This is a genomic window from Ideonella sp. B508-1, assembly GCF_000333615.1.
GTDB lineage: Bacteria > Pseudomonadota > Gammaproteobacteria > Burkholderiales > Burkholderiaceae_C > Ideonella.
This window is the reverse complement of the sequence record NZ_BADL01000280.1, coordinates 1-19,905: the sequence shown is the minus strand read 5'-3', so window position 1 is coordinate 19,905 and position 19,905 is coordinate 1. Positions and strand designations below refer to the sequence as shown.

The window sequence follows — 19,905 nt, the reverse complement described above, 5'->3', positions numbered from 1 at the left end:
GTCGTCACCGCCACCGCGCCTTTCGAGTGGACCGAGACCGAATGGCGTCTGGTGGGCGAGGACGGCAAGCCCGGCTACGGCACCCAGACACAGCCGCGCTTCCATGTGGTGGCCTACGACTTCGGCGTCAAGCGCAACATCCTGCGCATGCTGGCCGAGCGCGGTTGCCGCGTCACCGTGGTGCCGGCCCAGACGCCGGCCGCCGAGGTGCTCAAGCACCAGCCTGACGGCGTCTTCCTGTCCAACGGCCCCGGCGATCCGGAGCCCTGCGACTACGCCATCGCCGCGGCCCGCGAACTGATCGACTCTGGCGTGCCCACCTTCGGCATCTGCCTGGGGCACCAGATCATGGCCCTGGCCTCCGGGGCCAAGACCTTCAAGATGAAGTTCGGCCACCACGGCGCCAACCACCCGGTCAAGGACCTGGACAGCGGCCGCGTGTCGATCACCAGCCAGAACCACGGCTTTGCCGTGGACGCCGACTCGCTGCCGTCCAACCTGCGCCCCACCCATGTGAGCCTGTTCGACGGCACGCTGCAGGGCCTGGCCCGCACCGACAAGCCGGCGTTCTGCTTCCAGGGCCATCCGGAAGCCTCGCCCGGACCGCATGACATCGGCTACCTGTTCGATCGCTTCATCGGCCTGATGGAGCAGAAGACCGCCTAAGGAGAGGGCGCTGCCGGCCGCCATGCGGCCCGGGGCGCCAGGACAGACGACCATGTTCGGCATCACCGACCCCCTGACCTACGTGCTCGGCGTGATCTTCATCGTGCTGCTGCCGGGGCCGAATTCGCTCTACGTGCTGTCCGTGGCCACCCGGCGCGGCGTGCGCGCGGGGGCGGCCGGCGCGGCGGGCGTGTTCCTGGGGGATTGGGTGCTGATGGGCATGACCATTGCCGGGGCCGCCACCTTGCTGAAGGCGGCGCCGGCCCTGTTCTGGGTCATCAAGTCGGTCGGGGCCGCCTACCTGTGCTGGATCGGGCTGCAGTTGCTGGTTTCCGCGCTGCGACCGAAGGCGGAAGCGGCGGACGAAGCCGATCAGCCGGATCACCCCTTCAGCCGCGCCCTGGTCATCAGCCTGCTCAATCCGAAGGCCATCCTGTTCTACCTGTCCTTCTTCCTGCAGTTCGTCGATCCCGCGTACCCGCACCAGGCGCTGACCTTCCTGGCGCTGGGCGTGATCCTGCAATTCTTCAGCGTCCTCTACCTGACGGCGCTCATCCTGGTCGGTGCCCGCCTGGCGGCAGCCTTCCGTTCGCATCGCCGCGTCGCCAGCCTCACCCGCGGCAGCGTGGGCACCCTGTTCCTCGGCTTTGGCGCCAAGCTCGCCACGGCCAGCCTCGGTTGAGGCCCGACCCGACCTGACAAGCCATGCCAAAACGTACAGATCTCAAGAGCATCCTCATCATCGGCGCCGGCCCGATCATCATCGGCCAGGCCTGCGAGTTCGACTACTCGGGCGCCCAGGCCTGCAAGGCCCTGCGTGAGGAGGGCTACAAGGTCATCCTGGTCAACAGCAACCCGGCGACCATCATGACCGACCCGGCCACGGCCGACGTCACCTACATCGAGCCCATCACCTGGCAGGTGGTCGAGAAGATCATCGCCAAGGAGCGGCCCGACGCCATCCTGCCGACCATGGGCGGCCAGACGGCGCTGAACTGCGCGCTGGACCTGCACAAGCATGGCGTGCTGGACAAGTACAAGGTCGAGATGATCGGTGCCAATGAGCACGCCATCGAGAAGGCCGAGGACCGCCAGAAGTTCAAGAACGCGATGACCAAGATCGGCCTGGATTCGGCCAAGTCGGGCATTGCGCACACCCTGGAAGAGGCCTGGGCGGTGCAGAAGCGCATCCAGGCCGAGGTCGGCGGCACCGGCTTCCCGATGGTGATCCGCCCCAGCTTCACGCTGGGCGGCACCGGCGGTGGCATCGCTTACAACCCGGAAGAGTTCGAGGAGATCTGCAAGCGCGGCATCGACCTCTCGCCCACCAACGAGCTGCTCATCGAGGAATCGCTGATCGGCTGGAAGGAGTACGAGATGGAGGTCGTCCGCGACAAGGCGGACAACTGCATCATCGTCTGCTCCATCGAGAACCTGGACCCGATGGGCGTGCACACCGGTGACTCCATCACCGTGGCGCCGGCCCAGACGCTGACCGACAAGGAATACCAGCTGCTGCGCAACGCCTCGATCGCCATCCTGCGCGAGATCGGCGTGGACACCGGCGGCTCCAACGTGCAGTTCTCGATCAATCCGAGCAACGGCCGGATGATCGTGATCGAGATGAACCCGCGCGTGTCGCGTTCTTCGGCCCTGGCCTCCAAGGCCACCGGTTTCCCGATCGCCAAGATCGCCGCCAAGCTGGCGGTGGGCTACACCCTGGACGAGCTGAAGAACGACATCACCGGTGGCATCACCCCGGCTTCGTTCGAGCCCTCGATCGACTACGTGGTCACCAAGATCCCGCGTTTCGCCTTCGAGAAGTTCCCGGCGGCCGATCCCCATCTGACCACCCAGATGAAGTCGGTGGGCGAGGTGATGGCCATGGGCCGCACCTTCCAGGAATCGTTCCAGAAGGCGCTGCGCGGTCTGGAGACCGGCATCGACGGCCTGACCGAGCGTTCCACCGACCGCGAGGAGATCGTCGAGGAGATCGGCGAGCCCGGCCCCGAGCGCATCCTGTTCGTGGGTGACGCCTCCGGCCTGGGCATGACCCTGGACGAGATCCACGAAGAGACCGCGATCGACCCGTGGTTCCTGGCCCAGATCGAGCAGATCATCCAGGCCGAGAAGGCCCTGGACGGCCGTGTGCTGGACAGCCTGAGCCGCGACGAGATGTTCTTCCTGAAGAAGAAGGGCTTCTCCGACAAGCGCCTGGCCAAGCTGCTGGGCACGCACCAGCACGAGGTGCGGGCCAAGCGCCATGCGCTGGGCGTGCGCCCGGTCTACAAGCGGGTGGACACCTGCGCCGGCGAGTTCGCCACGCAGACGGCCTACATGTACTCCACCTACGATGAGGAGTGCGAGGCCAACCCCACGACCCAAAAGAAGATCATGGTGCTGGGCGGTGGCCCGAACCGGATCGGCCAGGGCATCGAGTTCGACTACTGCTGCGTGCACGCGGCGCTGGCGATGCGCGAGGACGGGTACGAGACCATCATGGTCAACTGCAACCCGGAAACCGTCTCGACCGACTACGACACCTCCGACCGCCTGTACTTCGAGCCGGTGACGCTGGAAGACGTGCTGGAGATCGTCGACAAGGAGCAGCCCACCGGTGTGATCGTGCAGTACGGCGGCCAGACCCCGCTGAAGCTGGCGCTGGACCTGGAGCGCGCCGGTGTGCCCATCATCGGCACCTCTCCCGATTCCATCGACGTGGCCGAAGACCGCGAGCGCTTCCAGCAGCTGCTGCACACCCTGGGCCTGAAGCAGCCGCCCAACCGCACCGCGCGCACCGAAGAGGCCGCGCTGCTGCTGGCCAAGGAGATCGGCTACCCGCTGGTGGTGCGTCCCTCCTACGTGTTGGGCGGCCGGGCGATGGAAATCGTCCATGGCGACAAGGACCTGGAGCGCTACATGCGCGAGGCCGTGCGGGTGTCCGAAAAGTCCCCCGTGCTGCTGGACCGCTTCCTGGACGACGCGATCGAGGTCGATGTCGACTGCATCTCCGACGGCGAGTCCGTCATGATCGGCGGCATCATGGAGCACATCGAACAGGCGGGCGTCCACTCGGGTGACTCGGCCTGCTCGCTGCCCCCGTACTCCCTGCCGGCCAGCCTGCAGGACGAACTGCGCCGCCAGACCGCCGCGATGGCCAAGGCCCTGAAGGTGATCGGCCTGATGAACGTGCAGTTCGCCATCCAGGGCGACGTGAACAGCGGCGAGGCCGTGGTCTACGTGCTGGAAGTGAATCCGCGCGCTTCGCGCACGGTGCCCTTCGTCTCCAAGGCCACCGGCCAGCAGCTGGCCAAGATCGCCGCGCGCTGCATGGCCGGCCAGAAGCTGCAGGACCAGAAGGGCCTGAACGGCGAGCCGCCGCGCGAGGTGGTGCCGCCGTACTTCAGCGTCAAGGAAGCCGTCTTCCCCTTCAACAAGTTCCCGGGCGTGGACCCCATCCTCGGCCCTGAAATGCGCTCCACCGGCGAGGTGATGGGCGTGGCCTACACCTTCGGTGAAGCCATGCTCAAGAGCCAGCTGGGTGCCGGCAGCCGCCTGCCCAGCAAGGGCACCGTGGTGATCACGGTGAAGAACAACGACAAGGACCGGGCGGTGAAGATCGCCAGCGAATTGGTCGACCTGGGCTTCAACGTGGTGGCGACCAAGGGCACGGCCGCAGCCATCGCCGCGGCCGGGGTGCCGGTCAAGGTGGTCAACAAGGTCAAGGACGGCCGGCCGCACATTGCCGACATGATCAAGGCCGGCGAGATCCAGCTGGTGTTCACCACCGTGGACGAAACCCGCACCGCGATCGCGGATTCCCGCTACATCCGTACCGCGGCGCTGGCCAACCGGGTGACCTACTACACCACCATGGCCGGCTGTGAGGCCGCCACCGAGGCCCTGAAGCACGGCAGCGACCTGCAGGTGCTGTCGCTGCAGGAGTTGCACGCCAAGCTGGTCTGATCCGGCATGCGGCAAACCCGCCCGGATCCGGGCGGGTTGTGGTCTAGAATTTCCCCTCAGCAATCCGCCGCCCGCGCGTCGCCCTCCGGCCCGCGCCGCGGCGGATTCGTTTTGTCTGCCAAGGAGTGCCAGGATGGCTACCATTCCCCTGACCAAGCGCGGCGCGGAGAAGCTCAAGGAAGAGCTTCAGCGGCTCAAGACCGTCGAGCGCCAGGCCGTGATCCAGGCCATTGCCGAAGCCCGTGCCCAGGGCGACCTGTCTGAAAACGCCGAGTACGAAGCTGCCAAGGACAAGCAAGGCTTCATCGAAGGCCGCATCCTCGAGATCGAGGGCAAGCTGGCGGCCGCCCAGGTCATCGACCCCTCGTCGCTGGACGCGGGCGGGCGCGTGGTGTTCGGCTCGACCGTGGACCTGGAGGACGAGGACTCCGGCGCCGCCGTCACCTACCAGATCGTCGGTGACGACGAGGCCGACCTGAAGCTCGGCCTGATCTCGATCAGCTCGCCCATCGCCCGCGCCCTGATCGGCAAGGAAGCCGGCGACGTCGCCGAGGTGCATGCCCCGGGCGGCGTGCGCCATTACGAGATCGTCGGGGTCCGCTACCTGTGACGCCGGTGGCCCGCATCCTGGCCCTGCTGCCTGCCCTGTGGGCGGGTGTGCTGCTGTGCGTGGCCGGGCTGGCCACACCGGCGCCCTTTGCCGTGCTGGACAAGGCGGCCGCCGGTCAGGTGGTGGGGCACATCTTCGCCCGTGAGGCGCCGCTGAGCCTGCTGCTGGGCATGGTGCTGCTGCTGGCCGCCCGCCGCAGCGCCCTGGCCCGGGCGGTGCGCGGTCTGGGCAGCCAGTTCAGCCTGGACATGGGGCTGGCGCTGGGCACGGTGGCCTGCACGGTGCTGGGCTATTACGTGCTGCATCCGATGATGGAACTGGCCCGGCAGGGGCAGGGCGCGATGAGCTTCGGCCAGTTGCACGGGCTGAGCTTCGGCCTGTTCAGCGTGAAGATCCTGCTGGTGCTGCTCCTGGCCTGGCGGGCCGGACCGGCGGCTTCCCGGCCCTGAATCCAGGCGTGAAAAAGGGGCCGACAGGCCCCTCACGGTTCTCAATCCAGAGCTCAGTCCTGGCTTTGTGCGCGCTTTTTGCTGCTGACGGTGCGCTTCTTCACCCGCTTGATGCTGCCCCCGGCGGTCACGCGTTCGTTGCCGAACACCTGGACCTTCTTGATGGTCGGCCGGCCGGTGCCGTTCTTCGGGAAGCTCACCAGCTTGACGGTGCGGGGCCCGGGCTTGCGGTCCTCGCGCTCGGCGGCCTGCTTGACCGGCAGGGGCCGCCACAGCACCAGCAGTTTGCCGATGTGCTGCACAGGGGCGGCATTGAGTTCCTCGGCCAACTGGGTCAGCATGGCTTCGCGGGCCGTGCGATCGTCGGAAAAGACCCGCACCTTGATCAGGCCGTGGGCCTTCAGGGCGGCATCGGTTTCCTTGACGATGGCAGGGGTGAGTCCGTCGGCACCGATCATGACGACCGGGTCGAGGTGATGGGCTTCGCCGCGCTTTTCCTTGCGGTCCGCGGGCGTCAGTTGAATCGCAGGCATCCTCGTATTATCCCTTCAACATGAAGACACAAACCAAGAGCAAGAAGGTCAACAAGGCCTGGCTGCATGACCATGTCACGGATCCCTATGTGCGCCTGGCGCAGAAGGAGGGGTTCCGGGCGCGGGCGGCCTACAAGCTCAAGGAGCTGGATGAGACCTTCCATCTGGTGCGCCCGGGCCAGGTGGTGGTCGATCTGGGCGCTGCGCCCGGGGCCTGGAGTCAGTACCTGCGCCGCCGCTTCGCGCCCAAGCAGGCCGGTGTCGGTGGCGCCGCCGTGGGGGAACTGGACGGCACCATCATCGCGCTGGATCTGCTGGATTTCGAGCCGATCGAGGGTGTGACCTTCATCCAGGGGGATTTCCGCGAGGACGCCGTGCTGCAGCAGTTGGAGGCCACGCTGGCCGGGCGCCCGGTCGATCTGGTGGTGTCCGACATGGCCCCCAACCTGTCCGGGATCGCCAGTGCCGACGCGGCACGCATCGAGCATTTGGTGGAACTGGCGGTCGATTTCGCCCGCGAGCATCTGCGCCCGGAAGGGGCCCTGGTGGCGAAGGTGTTTCATGGGGGCGGTTACGATCCCCTGGTTCAGCTGTTCAAGCAGACCTTCCGTGTGGTCAAGGCGCACAAGCCCAAGTCTTCGCGGGACAAATCGGCAGAAACCTTTCTGGTGGGCCTGGGTCTGAAACGCAGCTGAATGGGCATTTGGGGAATTTGCTCTGTCGAATAAGCACGGAGGATGCCCCTTGGTCAAGAGGGTGCGCCTCTTGAACGGACTAGAATCGGCCCCATCTACGGTGAGAGAACCGTGCCGGACGACATGACGGGCGGCAGCGTGCAATGGATTTTCTGAAGGAGCCGCGGTGAACAATCAATGGATTTCCAAGATCGCCGTCTGGTTGGTGATCGCTCTGGTGCTTTTCACCGTGTTCAAGCAGTTCGACCGCGCCTCCGTGCAGGGGCAGCAGGTCGGCTACTCGGAATTCCTGCAGGAAGTCCGTGACAAGAACATCAAGAGCGTGACCATCCAGGATGGGATGGGCAGCATCGACATCACCGCCGTCACCACCGACGGCAACAAGATCCGCACCACCGGCACGCTGCTGGACCGCGGCCTGACCGGTGACCTGATCAACAACGGCGTCAAGTTTGATGTGCGCCCCCGTGAAGAGCCCTCGCTGCTGACCAGCCTGCTGGTCTCCTGGGGCCCGATGCTGCTGCTGATCGGCGTCTGGATCTACTTCATGCGCCAGATGCAGGGCGGTGGCAAGGGCGGGGCCTTCAGCTTCGGCAAGTCCAAGGCCCGCATGCTGGACGAGGCGAACAACTCCACCACCTTCGCCGACGTGGCCGGCTGCGACGAGGCCAAGGAAGAGGTCAAGGAACTGGTCGACTTCCTGAAGGACCCGCAGAAGTTCCAGAAGCTGGGTGGCCGCATCCCGCGTGGCGTGCTGCTGGTGGGCCCTCCGGGCACCGGCAAGACACTGCTGGCCAAGGCCATCGCTGGTGAGGCCAAGGTGCCGTTCTTCAGCATCTCGGGCTCCGACTTCGTGGAAATGTTCGTCGGCGTGGGCGCGGCCCGCGTGCGCGACATGTTCGAGCAGGCCAAGAAGAGCGCTCCCTGCATCATCTTCGTCGACGAAATCGACGCCGTGGGCCGCCACCGTGGTGCCGGTCTGGGCGGCGGCAACGACGAGCGCGAGCAGACCCTCAACCAGATGCTGGTCGAGATGGACGGCTTCGAGACCAACCTGGGCGTGATCGTGATGGCGGCCACCAACCGGCCGGACATCCTCGATCCTGCGCTGCTGCGTCCGGGCCGCTTCGACCGTCAGGTCTATGTGACCCTGCCGGACGTGCGGGGCCGCGAGCAGATCCTCAACGTGCACATGCGCAAGGTGCCGGTCGGCCAGGACATCCGGGCCGACATCCTGGCCCGTGGCACGCCGGGCTTCTCTGGCGCCGATCTGGCCAACCTGGTCAACGAAGCCGCCCTGTTCGCCGCCCGCCGCAATGGCCGTGTGGTCGAGATGGTCGACTTCGAGAAGGCCAAGGACAAGATCATGATGGGCCCGGAGCGCAAGTCCATGGTCATGCCCGAGGACGAGCGCCGCAACACCGCCTACCACGAGGCTGGTCACGCCTTGGTGGCGCGCCTGCTGCCCAAGACCGACCCGGTGCACAAGGTCACCGTCATTCCCCGTGGCCGCGCCCTGGGTGTGACGATGCAGCTGCCCGAAGGCGACCGCTACAGCATGGACAAGGAGCGCATGCTCTCGACCATCTCGGTGCTGTTCGGTGGCCGGATCGCCGAGGAGGTCTTCATGAACCAGATGACCACCGGCGCCAGCAACGACTTCGAGCGGGCCACCCAGATCGCCCGCGACATGGTGACCCGCTACGGCATGACCGACGAGCTGGGCCCCATGGTCTACGCCGAGAACGAGGGCGAGGTCTTCCTGGGCCGTTCGGTGACCAAGACCACCAGCATGTCCGAAGAGACCATGCGCAAGGTGGATTCCGTGATTCGCCGCATCATCGACGAGCAGTACGCCACCGCCCGCAAGCTGATCGAGGACAACCAGGACAAGATGCACGCGATGGCCAAGGCCTTGTTGGACTGGGAGACCATCGACGCCGAGCAGATCGAGGACATCATGTCCGGCAAGCCGCCGCGCCCGCCCAAGGACTGGACCTCGAGCAGCAACAAGACGGGCAGCGGCCCGACGCCGCCGGTCAACACCGATGGCGCGCCTGCCGCGGCCTGAGGCTGAATCCCTCCACCACCAACGGGGCCCGCGGGCCCCGTTGCCTGTTTCTGCACCGTCATGTTCTGGCAGACCGCCCGTTTCAGCATCGACCTGAGCCGTCCCCATGTGATGGGCATCGTCAACGCCACCCCGGATTCCTTCTCCGACGGCGGGCAGTTCTTCCGTCCCGAGGACGCCTGCAGGCGCTGCGATGTCTTGGTCGGCGAAGGTGTGGACATCCTCGACATCGGCGGGGAGTCGACCCGTCCGGGATCGGTGGCGCCGGACTGGCGGGAGGAACTGGGCCGGGTGCTGCCGGTGGTGCGCCATGCGGTGCTGCTGGGCGTGCCCGTCTCCGTAGACACCAGCCAGCCCGAGGTGATGGCCGAGGTGCTGGCCGCGGGAGCCGACATCATCAACGACGTGCGCTCGCTGGACCGGCCGGGGGCCATGGCGGTGCTGCAGCAGTCGCCTCTGGCGGGTGTCTGTTTGATGCACCGCCAGGGCGAGCCGGCCACCATGCAGCAGGCCCCCCACTATGCCGACGTCACCGCCGAGGTGCAGGCCGACCTGGCGGGTCGGCTGGCCGCCCTGGTGAACGCGGGGGTGGTGGCCGAGCGGGTGGTGCTGGATCCGGGTTACGGGTTTGGCAAGAGCGACGAGCACAACCTGACCCTGCTGCGCCAGCAGCGGCGTCTGCTGGCGCTGGGGCGACCGCTGCTGGTGGGCTGGTCGCGCAAGCGCACCCTGGGGCAGCTGACTGGTAAGCCGGTGGACCAGCGTCTGGCCGCCAGTGTGGCGGCGGCACTGGCCGCCGTGACCCTGGGCGCGCGCGTCGTGCGGGTGCATGACGTGGCGGCCACGGTCGACGCGCTCAAGGTGTGGCAGGCCGCCGGCCTCGCGGACAGTCCCGACGCAGCGCACTCTCATTGAGCGATCCGAACAACGACAACCAAGCATTCGACATGGCACGACAGTATTTCGGCACCGATGGCATCCGCGGCACCGTGGGCCAGTTCCCGATCACTCCGGACTTCGCACTCCGTCTGGGCCACGCGGTGGGGCAGGTGCTGCAGCGTGCGGCCAGCGGACGACGCCCCACCGTGCTGATCGGCAAGGACACCCGGATCTCGGGCTACATGCTGGAGTCGGCCCTGGAGGCGGGCTTTGCCTCGGCCGGGGTGAACGTGCTGCTGACCGGGCCGCTGCCCACGCCGGGCGTGGCTTACCTGACCCGGGCGCTGCGCTTGGACCTGGGGGTGGTGATCAGTGCCTCGCACAATGCCTTCCCGGACAACGGCATCAAGTTCTTCAGCGCCAAGGGGGAAAAGCTCCCCGACGCCTGGGAAGAGGCGGTGGAGCGGGCGCTGGACGAGCCACCGGCCTGGGTGGATTCAGCGCGCCTGGGCCGTGCCCGGCGACTGGACGATGCGCAGGGGCGCTATGTCGAGTTCTGCAAGAGCACGGTCAGCGGGGAGCTCAGCCTCAAGGGGCTGAAGTTCGTGGTTGATGCGGCCCATGGGGCGGCTTACCAGGTGGCACCGGCGGTGTTCCACGAGCTGGGCGGCGAAGTGACCTCGATCGGCGTGGCCCCCAATGGCATGAACATCAACGCCGGCGTCGGTGCCACATCCCCGGCGGCCCTGGTGGCCGCGGTCAAGGAGCAGGGGGCCGATTACGGTGTGGCCCTGGATGGCGATGCGGACCGCCTGCAGCTGGTGGACCACGCGGGCCGGCTCTACAACGGCGACGAACTGCTCTATGTGATGGCCATGGACCGCAAGCGCCAGGGCGAGGCTGTGCCGGGTGTGGTCGGCACGCTGATGACCAACATGGCGGTGGAGGTCGCACTGGCCGAGCAGGGCATTGAGTTGGTCCGCGCCAAGGTGGGGGACCGCTACGTGCTTGAGGAACTGGCCGCCCGCCACTGGTTGCTGGGTGGAGAGAGTTCCGGCCATCTGCTGGCGCTGGACCGGCACAGCACGGGTGACGGTATCGTCAGCGCCCTGCAGGTGCTGCAGGCCGTGCAACACAGTGGGCAGAGCCTGCAGGCCTTGCTGGACACGGTGAAGCTTTACCCTCAGGTGATGATCAATGTCCGACTCAAGGAGGGTGCGGACTGGCGGCAAAACACCCACCTGGCCGAGCTCACCCAGCAGGTCACCGCTGAACTCGGCCGGCAGGGACGGGTGCTGATCCGGGCTTCCGGGACCGAGCCGGTGCTGCGTGTCATGGTCGAGGCCCGGGACGCGTCACAGGCACGGCGTGCGGCGGAGGCGCTGGCGGCCGCTGCCCGCGGCGAGTGACAAGCCTTTGTTTTTGAAGAAGATTTCCCATTATTTGACACTTTTGTGACAGCTTTGTGGCGTCGCGGACTCGACTGTCACGCGTCACGAACATGTCACAAAGCCTTTCTACAGTGCACGCATGGCCGGAGATGCCTCCGGTTTCACTGACGAAAGGTTTGTCTCATGGTTTCTTCTTTCGTTCGCTTCACCCTGGCGGGTGCTGCGCTGGTGCTGGCCACGGCCGCCTCGGCCCAGGATGTGACTGGCGCCGGTGCTTCCTTCCCCGCTCCGGTGTACGCCAAGTGGGCCGATGCCTACAACAAGGCCACCGGTGCACGCATCAACTACCAATCGGTGGGTTCGGGTGCTGGTATCAAGCAGATCAAGGCGAAGACCGTTGACTTCGGCGCGTCGGACATGCCGCTGAAGGACGAAGAGCTGGCCAAGGATGGCCTGCTGCAGTTCCCCACCGTGATGGGCGGCGTGGTGCCCGTGGTGAACATTGCCGGCCTGAAGCCGGGTCAACTGAAGCTGACCGGTTCGGTGCTGGCTGAAATCTACCTGGGCAAGGTCACCAAGTGGAACGACCCCGCCATCGCCAGCTTGAACGCCGGCGTGAAGCTGCCGGATGCCCAGATCGCCGTGGTCCACCGTGCCGATGGCTCGGGCACCAGCTTCCTGTTCACCAACTACCTGTCCAAGGTCAGCCCGGAGTGGAAGGAAAAGGTCGGTGACGGCACCGCCGTGAACTGGCCGGCTGGCGTGGGTGGCAAGGGCAACGAAGGCGTGTCCTCCTACGTGCTGCGTCTGCAGAACTCGATCGGCTACGTCGAGTACGCCTACGCCAAGCAGAACAAGATGACCCACGCCGCCCTGAAGAACAAGGATGGCCAGTACGTTCAGCCCGACGACATGACCTTCAAGGCCGCCGCCGCCGGCGCTGCCTGGGACAAGTCCTTCTACCAGGTGCTGACCGAGCAGCCGGGCAAGGAATCGTGGCCCATCTCTGGCGCCACCTTCATCCTGATGCACAAGGTGCAGGGCAAGCCCGAGCAGGCCGCCGCCGCACTGAAGTTCTTCGACTGGTCCTACGCCAATGGCGACAAGATGGCCGCCGATCTGGACTACGTGCCGATGCCTGACTCCGTGAAGGGCCTGATCCACAAGGAATGGGCCAACATCAAGGACGGCGCCGGCAAGACGGTGACCGTCAAGTAATCAGGGCCGCCCCTGCCAGCAAGTGCCGGCTGTCCTCCGGGCAGTCCGGCGCTTGCGCGCAACCACGGAGCTTTGAACGTGACTGCTACGATGCCTGCCAACCCCCTCTCCAATGACGGTGTGATGGCAAAGACTTCTCCTGCCGGTAAGCCGGCGCCGCGGCGTGTCCGCGTGCCTTGGGCGGATCGCCTGTTTGCGATGGCGGCGCTGGGCGCGGCCTGGCTGACCCTGGCCCTGCTGCTGGGCATCTTGTTGTCACTGGTGGCCGGCGCCATGCCCGCCATCCGCGAATATGGCCTGTCCTTCCTCTGGCGCTCCGAATGGGACCCGGTCGGGGACCAGTACGGTGGCCTGGTGATGATCTACGGCACGCTGATGACCTCGTTCATCGCGCTGCTGATCGCGGTGCCGGTGAGCTTCGGCATCGCCCTGTTCCTGACCGAACTCTCCCCCCAGTGGCTCAAGCGCCCGCTGGGTGTCGCCGTCGAGTTGCTCGCCGCCGTGCCGTCCATCGTCTACGGCATGTGGGGTCTGCTGGTCTTCGGCCCGCTGCTGGCCACCTGGGTGCAGCAACCGCTGCAGAATGTCTTCGGCAGTGTGCCGGTTCTGGGCACGCTGTTTTCCGGCCCGCCCGTGGGCCTGGGCATGCTGTCGGCCGGCATCATCCTGGCGATCATGATCATCCCCTTCATCGCCTCGGTGATGCGGGACGTGTTCGAGGTGACGCCGCCCATGCTCAAGGAATCGGCCTATGGCCTGGGGTCGACCACCTGGGAAGTGGTGTCCAAGGTGGTGCTGCCCTACACCAAGACCGGCGTCATCGGCGGCATCATGCTGGGCCTGGGCCGGGCGCTGGGCGAGACCATGGCCGTCACCTTCGTGATCGGCAACATGAACCAGCTGTCCTCGATCTCGCTGTTCGAGCCGGGCAACAGCATCACCTCCGCGTTGGCCAACGAATTCGCCGAGGCTGGCGAAGGCCTGCACCAGGCTTCGCTGATCTACCTCGGCCTGGTGCTGTTCTTCATCACCTTCGTGGTGCTGGCCCTGTCCAAGCTGCTGCTGATGCGCCTCAAGAAGAATGAAGGGAGCCGCTCGTGAGTCTGGCTGCACTCGACGCAGGCCGCATGCGCCTGCACAACCGCCGCAAGCGCGTCAACGCCGTGGCGCTGACGCTCTCGCTGGGGGCCATGGCCTTCGGCGTGTTCTGGCTGCTGTGGATCCTCTGGGAGACCTTCCGCCTGGGCGTGGGCGGTCTGACCCTGACGGTCTTCACCGAGATGACCCCGCCGCCTCAGGCCGAGGTGGGGGGCTTGGCCAACGCCATCTACGGCTCGCTGATGATGGTGACACTGGCCACCCTGATCGGCACACCCATCGGCATGATGGCCGGCATCTACCTGGCCGAATACGGCAAGAACGCCTGGCTGGGTCGCATCACCCAGTTCATCAACGACATCCTGCTGTCGGCCCCGTCCATCGTGATCGGCCTGTTCGTCTACGCGGTGGCCGTGGCGCCGATGAAGACCTTCTCCGGCTGGGCCGGCGTGATCGCCCTGGCGCTGATCGTCATCCCGGTGGTCATCCGCACGACGGAAAACATGCTGAGCCTGGTGCCGCATGCGCTGCGTGAGTCGGCCTACGCCCTGGGCACGCCCAAGTGGAAGGTGATCCTGTCGGTCACGTTGCGCTCGGCGCGTTCCGGTGTCGTGACCGGCGTGCTGCTGGCCCTGGCCCGCATCTCGGGCGAGACCGCACCGCTGCTCTTCACCGCGCTGTCCAACCAGTTCTGGACCTCCAACCTGGGCCAGCCGATGGCCAGCCTGCCGGTGACCATCTTCAAGTTCGCCATGAGCCCCTACGAGAACTGGCAGAAGCTGGCCTGGGCCGGCGTCTTCCTGATCACGATGGGCGTTCTGGCGCTCAACATCATCGCGCGGGTCTTCTTCCGCAAACAACAGTAATCCCACACAGGCAGACGTCATGGACGCAAAAGTCGATACCAGCGTGACCGAGAAGGCCAAGATCTCGGTGCGGGACCTGAACTTCTACTACGGCAGCTTCCACGCGCTCAAGCACATCAATCTCGACATTCCCGAGAAGAAGGCCACTGCCTTCATCGGCCCGTCGGGCTGCGGCAAGTCCACCCTGCTGCGCACCTTCAACCGCATGTTCGAGCTCTACCCCGAGCAGCGCGCCGAGGGCGAGATCCTGGTGGACGGCGAGAACGTGCTGGACAGCAAGCTGGATGTCTCGCTGATCCGCGCCAAGGTCGGCATGGTCTTCCAGAAGCCCACACCGTTCCCGATGTCGATCTACGACAACATCGCCTTCGGTGTCAAACTCTTCGAAAACCTCTCGCGCGTCGAAATGGACGAGCGGGTCGAATGGGCCCTGAAGAAGGCCGCGCTGTGGAACGAGGTCAAGGACAAGCTGGGCCAGAGCGGCTCGGGCCTGTCCGGCGGTCAGCAGCAGCGACTGTGCATTGCCCGCGGCATCGCCATCAAGCCCGAGGTGCTGCTGCTGGACGAACCCTGCTCGGCGCTGGACCCGATCTCCACCGGCAAGGTCGAGGAGCTCATCACCGAGCTCAAGAGCGACTACACCGTGGTGATCGTCACCCACAACATGCAGCAGGCCGCCCGCGTGTCCGACTACACCGCCTACATGTACCTGGGCGATCTGGTCGAATTCGGCCCCACCCGTGAACTCTTCATGAAGCCCAAGAAGAAGGACACGGAAGACTACATCACCGGCCGCTTCGGCTGACCGGCCCGCTGCGGAATCCCAAGAGGATCACGACCATGACGGACAAGCATCTCTCGACCCAGTTCGACGCCGAGCTCAGCGCGGTCTCCACCCGCGTGCTCGAAATGGGCGGCCTGGTGGAAGCCCAGGTGGCCCAGGCCATCTATGCCCTGACCAACTACAGCGCCGAAACCGCCAGCCAGGTGCTGTCGATGGAAGAGCGCGTGAACCAGCAGGAGGTGGAGATCGATGCCGACCTGTCGGCCATCATCGCCCGCCGCCAGCCCACCGCGCGTGATCTGCGCCTGCTGATCGCCATCTCCAAGACCATCGGCAACCTCGAGCGCGTGGGCGACGAGGCCGCCCGCATCGCCCGCACGGTGCAGCGCCTGATCAACACCGGCGTCTTCAGCCGCCTGCGCCTGCCGGTGTCGGACGTGTCCTTCGAAGCCACGCTGGCCACGGCCTCGCTGCGCAAGGCCCTGGACGCCTTCGCCCGCCTGGACACGGTGCAGGCCCTGGAAGTCATCAAGAACGACAACCAGATCGACCAGGAGTTCGAGGGGATGATGCGCAAGCTCATCACCTACATGATGGAAGATCCGCGCACCATCTCGGCCAGCATCGACCTGGTGTTCGTGGCCAAGGCCATCGAGCGCGTGGGCGATCATGCCAAGAACCTGGCCGAGCAGATCATCTACATCGTCAAGGGCACCGACGTGCGCCACAACCCGGTCGAAACGGTCGAGACCGTCGCCCTGACCCGCAGCTGAGACCGGAAGGAACGACATGCCCGCTGTGCTGGTGGTTGAAGACGAATCGGCGATCGCGGAACTCATCGCCATCAACCTGCGCCACGCAGGCTTCGAAGTGACGCTGGCCGAGAACGCCGACCAGGCCCAGATGGCCGTGGACGCGGTGCTGCCGGATCTGGTGCTGCTGGACTGGATGCTGCCGGGCCAGTCCGGTGTGGCCCTGGCCCGCCGCTGGCGCGGTGAGGCCCGCACCAAGGAACTGCCCATCATCATGCTCACCGCCCGCGCGGACGAGAGCGACAAGGTGGCGGGGCTGGATGCCGGTGCCGACGACTACCTGACCAAGCCCTTCTCGACCCAGGAGCTGCTGGCCCGCATCCGGGCGGTGCTGCGCCGTCGGGTGCCCGAGGCCCTGGACTCCGCGGTGGAGGTGGGCGGCCTGCGCCTGGATCCGTCGACCCGGCGGGTCAGTCGCAACGGCGTGGATCTGAAGCTGGGGCCGACCGAGTTCCGCCTGCTTCACTTCCTGATGACCCACCCCGAGCGCGTGCACAGCCGTGCCCAGCTGCTCGATCGCGTCTGGGGCGACCATGTGTTCATCGAGGAGCGCACGGTGGATGTCCACGTCAAGCGTCTGCGCGAGGCGCTGACCCCGGCGCGCTGCGCCCAGATGATCGAGACCGTCCGGGGTGCCGGCTATCGCCTGACCCAGCAGGTGGCGGTGTCCTCGCACTGAGGGCGGCCGCGCACGGGCAGCAGAGGCAAGAGGCAGAGACGGCATGTTCTGGTTGGCACCGAGAGTGCTCTTGGCCGTTCTGGCGGTGATGGGGGCCGCAGCAGCGGGTGCCTGGCTGCTGGCGGATTCGAGTTGGGCCCCCTGGGGGGCCGCGGCCGGGGCCGGCGTCGCAGTCGCCCTGGCGACCCTGATCGACAGCTGGCGCGGCTTGCGTCTGCTGCGTTGGCTGAGCGGCCACCAGGATGCGGACGCGCCGGTCATGGGCGGTTTCTGGGGCGAACTCGCCGCCCGCGCGGAGCGCGTCATCCGCAAGCGCGAGAAGGAGACCCGCCGCGAGCAGGAGCAGCTGCGTCAGTTTCTCAGCGGCATCGAGGCCTCGCCCAACGGGGTGTTGATGCTCGACGCCGGCGAGCAGATCGAGTGGTGCAACCAGATGGCGGCCGATCATCTGGGACTGGATGCCCACCGGGACCTGCGTCAGCGCATCACCAACCTCGTGCGTGCGCCGGCCTTCGTGGCCCACCTGCACGCCCGCAACCACGAGCAGTCCGTGCAGATCCCCGCGCCGGGGGGCACGGGCCTGATCTCCATCGTCGTGCGGCCTTATGGCGACGGCCAGCGTCTGTTGCTGACCCAGGACGTGACGGCCCGTGAGCGTGCGGACAAGACCCGCCGTGATTTCGTGGCCAACGTCTCGCACGAGATCCGGACCCCCTTGACGGTGCTGGCCGGCTTTGTGGAAACGATGTCCTCACTGCCCTTGACCGACGTCGAGCGGCAGCGGGTGCTGGGCCTGATGGCGCAGCAGACCAAGCGCATGCAGTCCCTGGTCGGTGACCTGCTGGCGCTGGCGCGACTGGAAGACAGCCCGCGGCCTCCGGTGGACCAATGGTGGCCGCTGAGCCGCGTCGGCGCCGCCGTCGAGGCCGAGGCCCGCGGCCTGTCGGCCGGCCGGCATCCCCTGGAGTTCGACTGGGGACACTGGCGTCTGGCCGGCAGCGAAGTGGAACTGCAGAGCGGCATCGGCAACCTGGTCAACAACGCCATCCGCTACACCCCGGAGGGCGGCGTCATCCGCGTGTCCGCCGTGTCGCGGGTGGATGGTGGCCTGGAGATCCGCGTGAACGACAGCGGGCCGGGCATCGCGCCTGAGCATTTGCCTCGCCTGGCCGAGCGCTTCTACCGGGTGGATGGCAGTCGCTCGCGTGAAACTGGCGGCACCGGCCTGGGGCTGTCCATCGTCAAGCATGTGGCCCAGCGCCATGGCGGGGAGCTGCGCATCACCAGCGAACTGGGGCGTGGCTCCTGCTTCACGCTGGTGCTGCCCGCGGCCCGCGTGCAAGCCTCAACACCGGTCGAGCCTGCCGAGCCGGTCTCGCCCTGAGCCCGGTCCGGCCGGGGCTGGCGCCGTTCAAGGCGCCGCGCGGTACAGGGTGAAGTATTCGTGGCCGTCCACCGGACGCCGCAGCCGGGCCATCTCGGTCCAGCCGGCGGGCGTGGCGGACAGGCTGGGACTGCGGGTCATGACCAGCAGGTAGTGACAGTTCAGCGCCGGCTTCGGTGCCGCGTCGACCCCGTAGCCTCCGAAAACCTCCAACCCGGCCAGATGGGTGGCGCTGAGCCCGGGGGCCCAGATGCATTCGCCTGCGGGGACAAAGCGGGCGATGCTTTGCACCAGCGGACGGGTGCTGCGTGCGTAGTCCACCACGGGCAGCAGCAGGGTCATGGTGAGCAGCCAGGTCAGGGCCACACCGCTGGCGGGCAGCACCAGGCTCTTCCACAGCGGGTGCCGGTGCCGGCTGGTGCGCCACCGCACCAGCCACAGCCAGGCCAGGGTGCCTGCCGCGGCGAACACCAGATGCGCAGCCGAGAACGAGGGCTCGAAGCCCGGGGCCAGGCGCTGCAGATGCTGCAGTGGCTTGGGGGGCAGGTTCAGCTGGATGGAGCTGTAGATGATCCAGACCACCAGGGCGGTCAGGCTGAAGAAGAACACCGAGAACCAGTCGATGGCCGCGCTGGCTCCCCGCTGCAGGGTGGGCAGCGAGAATGCCGCCAGGATGGCCAGGCCCGGCACCGCCAGCAGCAGGGCCCGGTCCGAGCCGCCCATGGCCGCGGAGGCCGCTGTCCCGACCAGGACGCTGCCCAGCGGGATGCTGATGTGGCGCTGGGTCCAGTGACCTCGCCAGCGCCAGAGGGTCCAGACCGACAGCGGCAGGGTGGGCCAGGTGAACCACAGCAGCAGGCGGGCGAAGCCGGCCCAGGTGCTGGCGCTGGGGTGGTCGTCCAGGCGCCAATGCCAGGCGTGCGTGGCGGTGGCCGCCGCCAGCCCGAGGACGATGCCGGCCACCAGCCAGGGCACCATGCGCCGCATGGCGGGATAGCGAGAATGGGGGCTGATCAGCACGGCGATCAGGCCGATGCACAGCGACATGCTGGGCGCGCCTGACAGGGCCAGCGCCGGCAGGGCGACGACGACGGCCAGGCGGGCCGTCCAGGCGCCGCTGGGCCCGGCCGCCAGCGCCCAGGTGAACAGGGCCACCAGACTCAGCTGCATCAGCTCGGGCGTGGTCTCGTGGCCCAGTTGCAGCAGTCCCAGTGTGGCCAGGGTGGCCAGCAGGGCGCCGTCGGCCAGCGTGCGGGCATAGCCGACCGGGTCGGCCTCACCGCCAAAGGCGAAGGGCAGCGGCTGGGCCGCATCGGTGCGGGCCAGGTGGTAGGTGGCGTACCAGATCAGCCCCAAGGTCAGGGCCAGCAGCAGTGTGAAAGGCAGGCGCGCAGCCAGGGCGGGGTCCATCCAGGGCCCCAGCCACTGCACCGACCAGGCCCCCAGCCAGTGGGGGAGCAGGGCGGTCTCAGGGGGCAGGCCGCCCAGGGAGGGCGCCCACCAGTCCATGCGGCCCTGGGCCAGACCCCACATGTAGCCGTAGGCCGTCAGATCGGCATTGCGCCAGGGATCCCGCCCGAACAGGCCGGGCAGCAGATAGGCGGCGCAGAACAGCAGCAGGGCGATGCGAGGCAGGCGCTCGACGGCACGCTGCGGAACGACGGCAGGGGTCGGGAGGTTCACGGGTCAATGATGCCAAACAGGCCTTGGCCACAACGCGGTGACGGGCGAAAAAAAAGCAGCCATTGGCTGCCTTCTTGTCCGTGNTCGCACGACAGGGCCGCAGCATGTGCGGCCCCGCGGC

General features: G+C 67.0%; 18 protein-coding genes. 16 read left to right on the top strand and 2 right to left on the bottom strand.

The genetic code is table 11. The features are described from left to right. The 5 genes from I73_RS11860 to I73_RS11840 all read left to right on the top strand — a co-directional run. Window positions 1-666, top strand: a 666-nt coding sequence (locus I73_RS11860; RefSeq protein WP_022980813.1) for a carbamoyl phosphate synthase small subunit, incomplete at its 5' end; no start/stop codon positions are given. A 52-nt stretch (window positions 667-718) separates the two neighbouring features. Beyond that, window positions 719-1,348: a leucine efflux protein LeuE gene (gene leuE, locus I73_RS11855; protein WP_022980812.1), complete on the top strand. Its 630-nt coding sequence runs from the start codon at window positions 719-721 to the stop codon at window positions 1,346-1,348. Window positions 1,349-1,371: 23 nt separating this feature from the next. Then, complete coding sequence (carB, locus tag I73_RS11850) at window positions 1,372-4,632, top strand: carbamoyl-phosphate synthase large subunit (protein ID WP_022980811.1); 3,261 nt, start codon at window positions 1,372-1,374, stop codon at window positions 4,630-4,632. A 133-nt stretch (window positions 4,633-4,765) separates the two neighbouring features. Next, a complete protein-coding gene (gene greA, locus I73_RS11845) occupies window positions 4,766-5,242 on the top strand; it encodes a transcription elongation factor GreA (protein WP_022980810.1) in 477 nt (158 codons plus the stop codon). A gap of 5 nt (window positions 5,243-5,247) precedes the next feature. Then, window positions 5,248-5,691, top strand: coding sequence for a DUF4149 domain-containing protein (locus I73_RS11840; RefSeq protein WP_040500289.1), 444 nt, complete (start codon window positions 5,248-5,250; stop codon window positions 5,689-5,691). A 53-nt stretch (window positions 5,692-5,744) separates the two neighbouring features. Here I73_RS11840 and I73_RS11835 read toward each other — a convergent pair whose 3' ends face one another. After that, a complete protein-coding gene (locus I73_RS11835) occupies window positions 5,745-6,224 on the bottom strand; it encodes a YhbY family RNA-binding protein (protein ID WP_022980808.1) in 480 nt (159 codons plus the stop codon). Window positions 6,225-6,244: 20 nt separating this feature from the next. Between I73_RS11835 and I73_RS11830 the strand changes: the two genes are divergently transcribed. The 11 genes from I73_RS11830 (at window position 6,245) to phoR (ending at window position 18,101) form a co-directional block, all read left to right on the top strand. Further along, complete coding sequence (locus I73_RS11830) at window positions 6,245-6,919, top strand: RlmE family RNA methyltransferase (RefSeq protein WP_022980807.1); 675 nt, start codon at window positions 6,245-6,247, stop codon at window positions 6,917-6,919. 166 nt (window positions 6,920-7,085) lie between these two features. Beyond that, window positions 7,086-8,990, top strand: coding sequence for an ATP-dependent zinc metalloprotease FtsH (gene ftsH / locus I73_RS11825; protein ID WP_022980806.1), 1,905 nt, complete (start codon window positions 7,086-7,088; stop codon window positions 8,988-8,990). Between the two features lie 60 nt (window positions 8,991-9,050). Beyond that, window positions 9,051-9,905 (top strand): dihydropteroate synthase, encoded by an 855-nt coding sequence (folP, locus tag I73_RS11820; RefSeq protein WP_022980805.1) that lies wholly within the window; start codon window positions 9,051-9,053, stop codon window positions 9,903-9,905. A 32-nt stretch (window positions 9,906-9,937) separates the two neighbouring features. After that, window positions 9,938-11,278, top strand: a complete 1,341-nt coding sequence (glmM, locus tag I73_RS11815; protein WP_026096627.1) for a phosphoglucosamine mutase — start codon at window positions 9,938-9,940, stop codon at window positions 11,276-11,278. 165 nt (window positions 11,279-11,443) lie between these two features. Continuing rightward, window positions 11,444-12,478 carry a phosphate ABC transporter substrate-binding protein PstS gene (gene pstS, locus I73_RS11810; RefSeq protein ID WP_022980803.1) on the top strand — a complete coding sequence of 345 codons (1,035 nt, stop codon included), beginning with the start codon at window positions 11,444-11,446 and terminating at the stop codon, window positions 12,476-12,478. Window positions 12,479-12,601: 123 nt separating this feature from the next. Continuing rightward, window positions 12,602-13,579, top strand: a complete 978-nt coding sequence (gene pstC / locus I73_RS11805; RefSeq protein ID WP_051049184.1) for a phosphate ABC transporter permease PstC — start codon at window positions 12,602-12,604, stop codon at window positions 13,577-13,579. Then, window positions 13,576-14,442, top strand: coding sequence for a phosphate ABC transporter permease PstA (gene pstA, locus I73_RS11800; RefSeq protein WP_022980801.1), 867 nt, complete (start codon window positions 13,576-13,578; stop codon window positions 14,440-14,442). Before pstC ends, pstA begins: the two co-directional genes overlap by 4 nt. Window positions 14,443-14,461: 19 nt before the next feature. Further along, complete coding sequence (pstB, locus tag I73_RS11795; protein ID WP_022980800.1) at window positions 14,462-15,247, top strand: phosphate ABC transporter ATP-binding protein PstB; 786 nt, start codon at window positions 14,462-14,464, stop codon at window positions 15,245-15,247. A gap of 35 nt (window positions 15,248-15,282) precedes the next feature. Then, window positions 15,283-15,999 carry a phosphate signaling complex protein PhoU gene (gene phoU / locus I73_RS11790; RefSeq protein WP_022980799.1) on the top strand — a complete coding sequence of 239 codons (717 nt, stop codon included), beginning with the start codon at window positions 15,283-15,285 and terminating at the stop codon, window positions 15,997-15,999. Window positions 16,000-16,015: 16 nt separating this feature from the next. Continuing rightward, a complete protein-coding gene (gene phoB / locus I73_RS11785) occupies window positions 16,016-16,717 on the top strand; it encodes a phosphate regulon transcriptional regulator PhoB (protein WP_022980798.1) in 702 nt (233 codons plus the stop codon). A gap of 64 nt (window positions 16,718-16,781) precedes the next feature. Then, complete coding sequence (phoR, locus tag I73_RS11780; RefSeq protein ID WP_022980797.1) at window positions 16,782-18,101, top strand: phosphate regulon sensor histidine kinase PhoR; 1,320 nt, start codon at window positions 16,782-16,784, stop codon at window positions 18,099-18,101. Between the two features lie 27 nt (window positions 18,102-18,128). Here phoR and I73_RS11775 read toward each other — a convergent pair whose 3' ends face one another. Continuing rightward, window positions 18,129-19,784, bottom strand: coding sequence for a hypothetical protein (locus I73_RS11775; RefSeq protein WP_022980796.1), 1,656 nt, complete (start codon window positions 19,782-19,784; stop codon window positions 18,129-18,131). Window positions 19,785-19,905: the final 121 nt, after the last annotated feature.

What these genes read in the sequence shown, in the direction of transcription:
- leuE (WP_022980812.1), top strand. Translation starts at nt 719, where the DNA reads ATGTTCGGCATCACCGACCCCCTGACCTACGTGCTCGGCGTGATCTTC.
- carB (WP_022980811.1), top strand. Translation starts at nt 1,372, where the DNA reads ATGCCAAAACGTACAGATCTCAAGAGCATCCTCATCATCGGCGCCGGC.
- greA (WP_022980810.1), top strand. Translation starts at nt 4,766, where the DNA reads ATGGCTACCATTCCCCTGACCAAGCGCGGCGCGGAGAAGCTCAAGGAA.
- I73_RS11835 (WP_022980808.1), bottom strand. Translation starts at nt 6,224, where the DNA reads ATGCCTGCGATTCAACTGACGCCCGCGGACCGCAAGGAAAAGCGCGGC.
- I73_RS11830 (WP_022980807.1), top strand. Translation starts at nt 6,245, where the DNA reads ATGAAGACACAAACCAAGAGCAAGAAGGTCAACAAGGCCTGGCTGCAT.
- folP (WP_022980805.1), top strand. Translation starts at nt 9,051, where the DNA reads ATGTTCTGGCAGACCGCCCGTTTCAGCATCGACCTGAGCCGTCCCCAT.
- glmM (WP_026096627.1), top strand. Translation starts at nt 9,938, where the DNA reads ATGGCACGACAGTATTTCGGCACCGATGGCATCCGCGGCACCGTGGGC.
- pstS (WP_022980803.1), top strand. Translation starts at nt 11,444, where the DNA reads ATGGTTTCTTCTTTCGTTCGCTTCACCCTGGCGGGTGCTGCGCTGGTG.
- pstC (WP_051049184.1), top strand. Translation starts at nt 12,602, where the DNA reads ATGGCAAAGACTTCTCCTGCCGGTAAGCCGGCGCCGCGGCGTGTCCGC.
- pstB (WP_022980800.1), top strand. Translation starts at nt 14,462, where the DNA reads ATGGACGCAAAAGTCGATACCAGCGTGACCGAGAAGGCCAAGATCTCG.
- phoU (WP_022980799.1), top strand. Translation starts at nt 15,283, where the DNA reads ATGACGGACAAGCATCTCTCGACCCAGTTCGACGCCGAGCTCAGCGCG.
- phoB (WP_022980798.1), top strand. Translation starts at nt 16,016, where the DNA reads ATGCCCGCTGTGCTGGTGGTTGAAGACGAATCGGCGATCGCGGAACTC.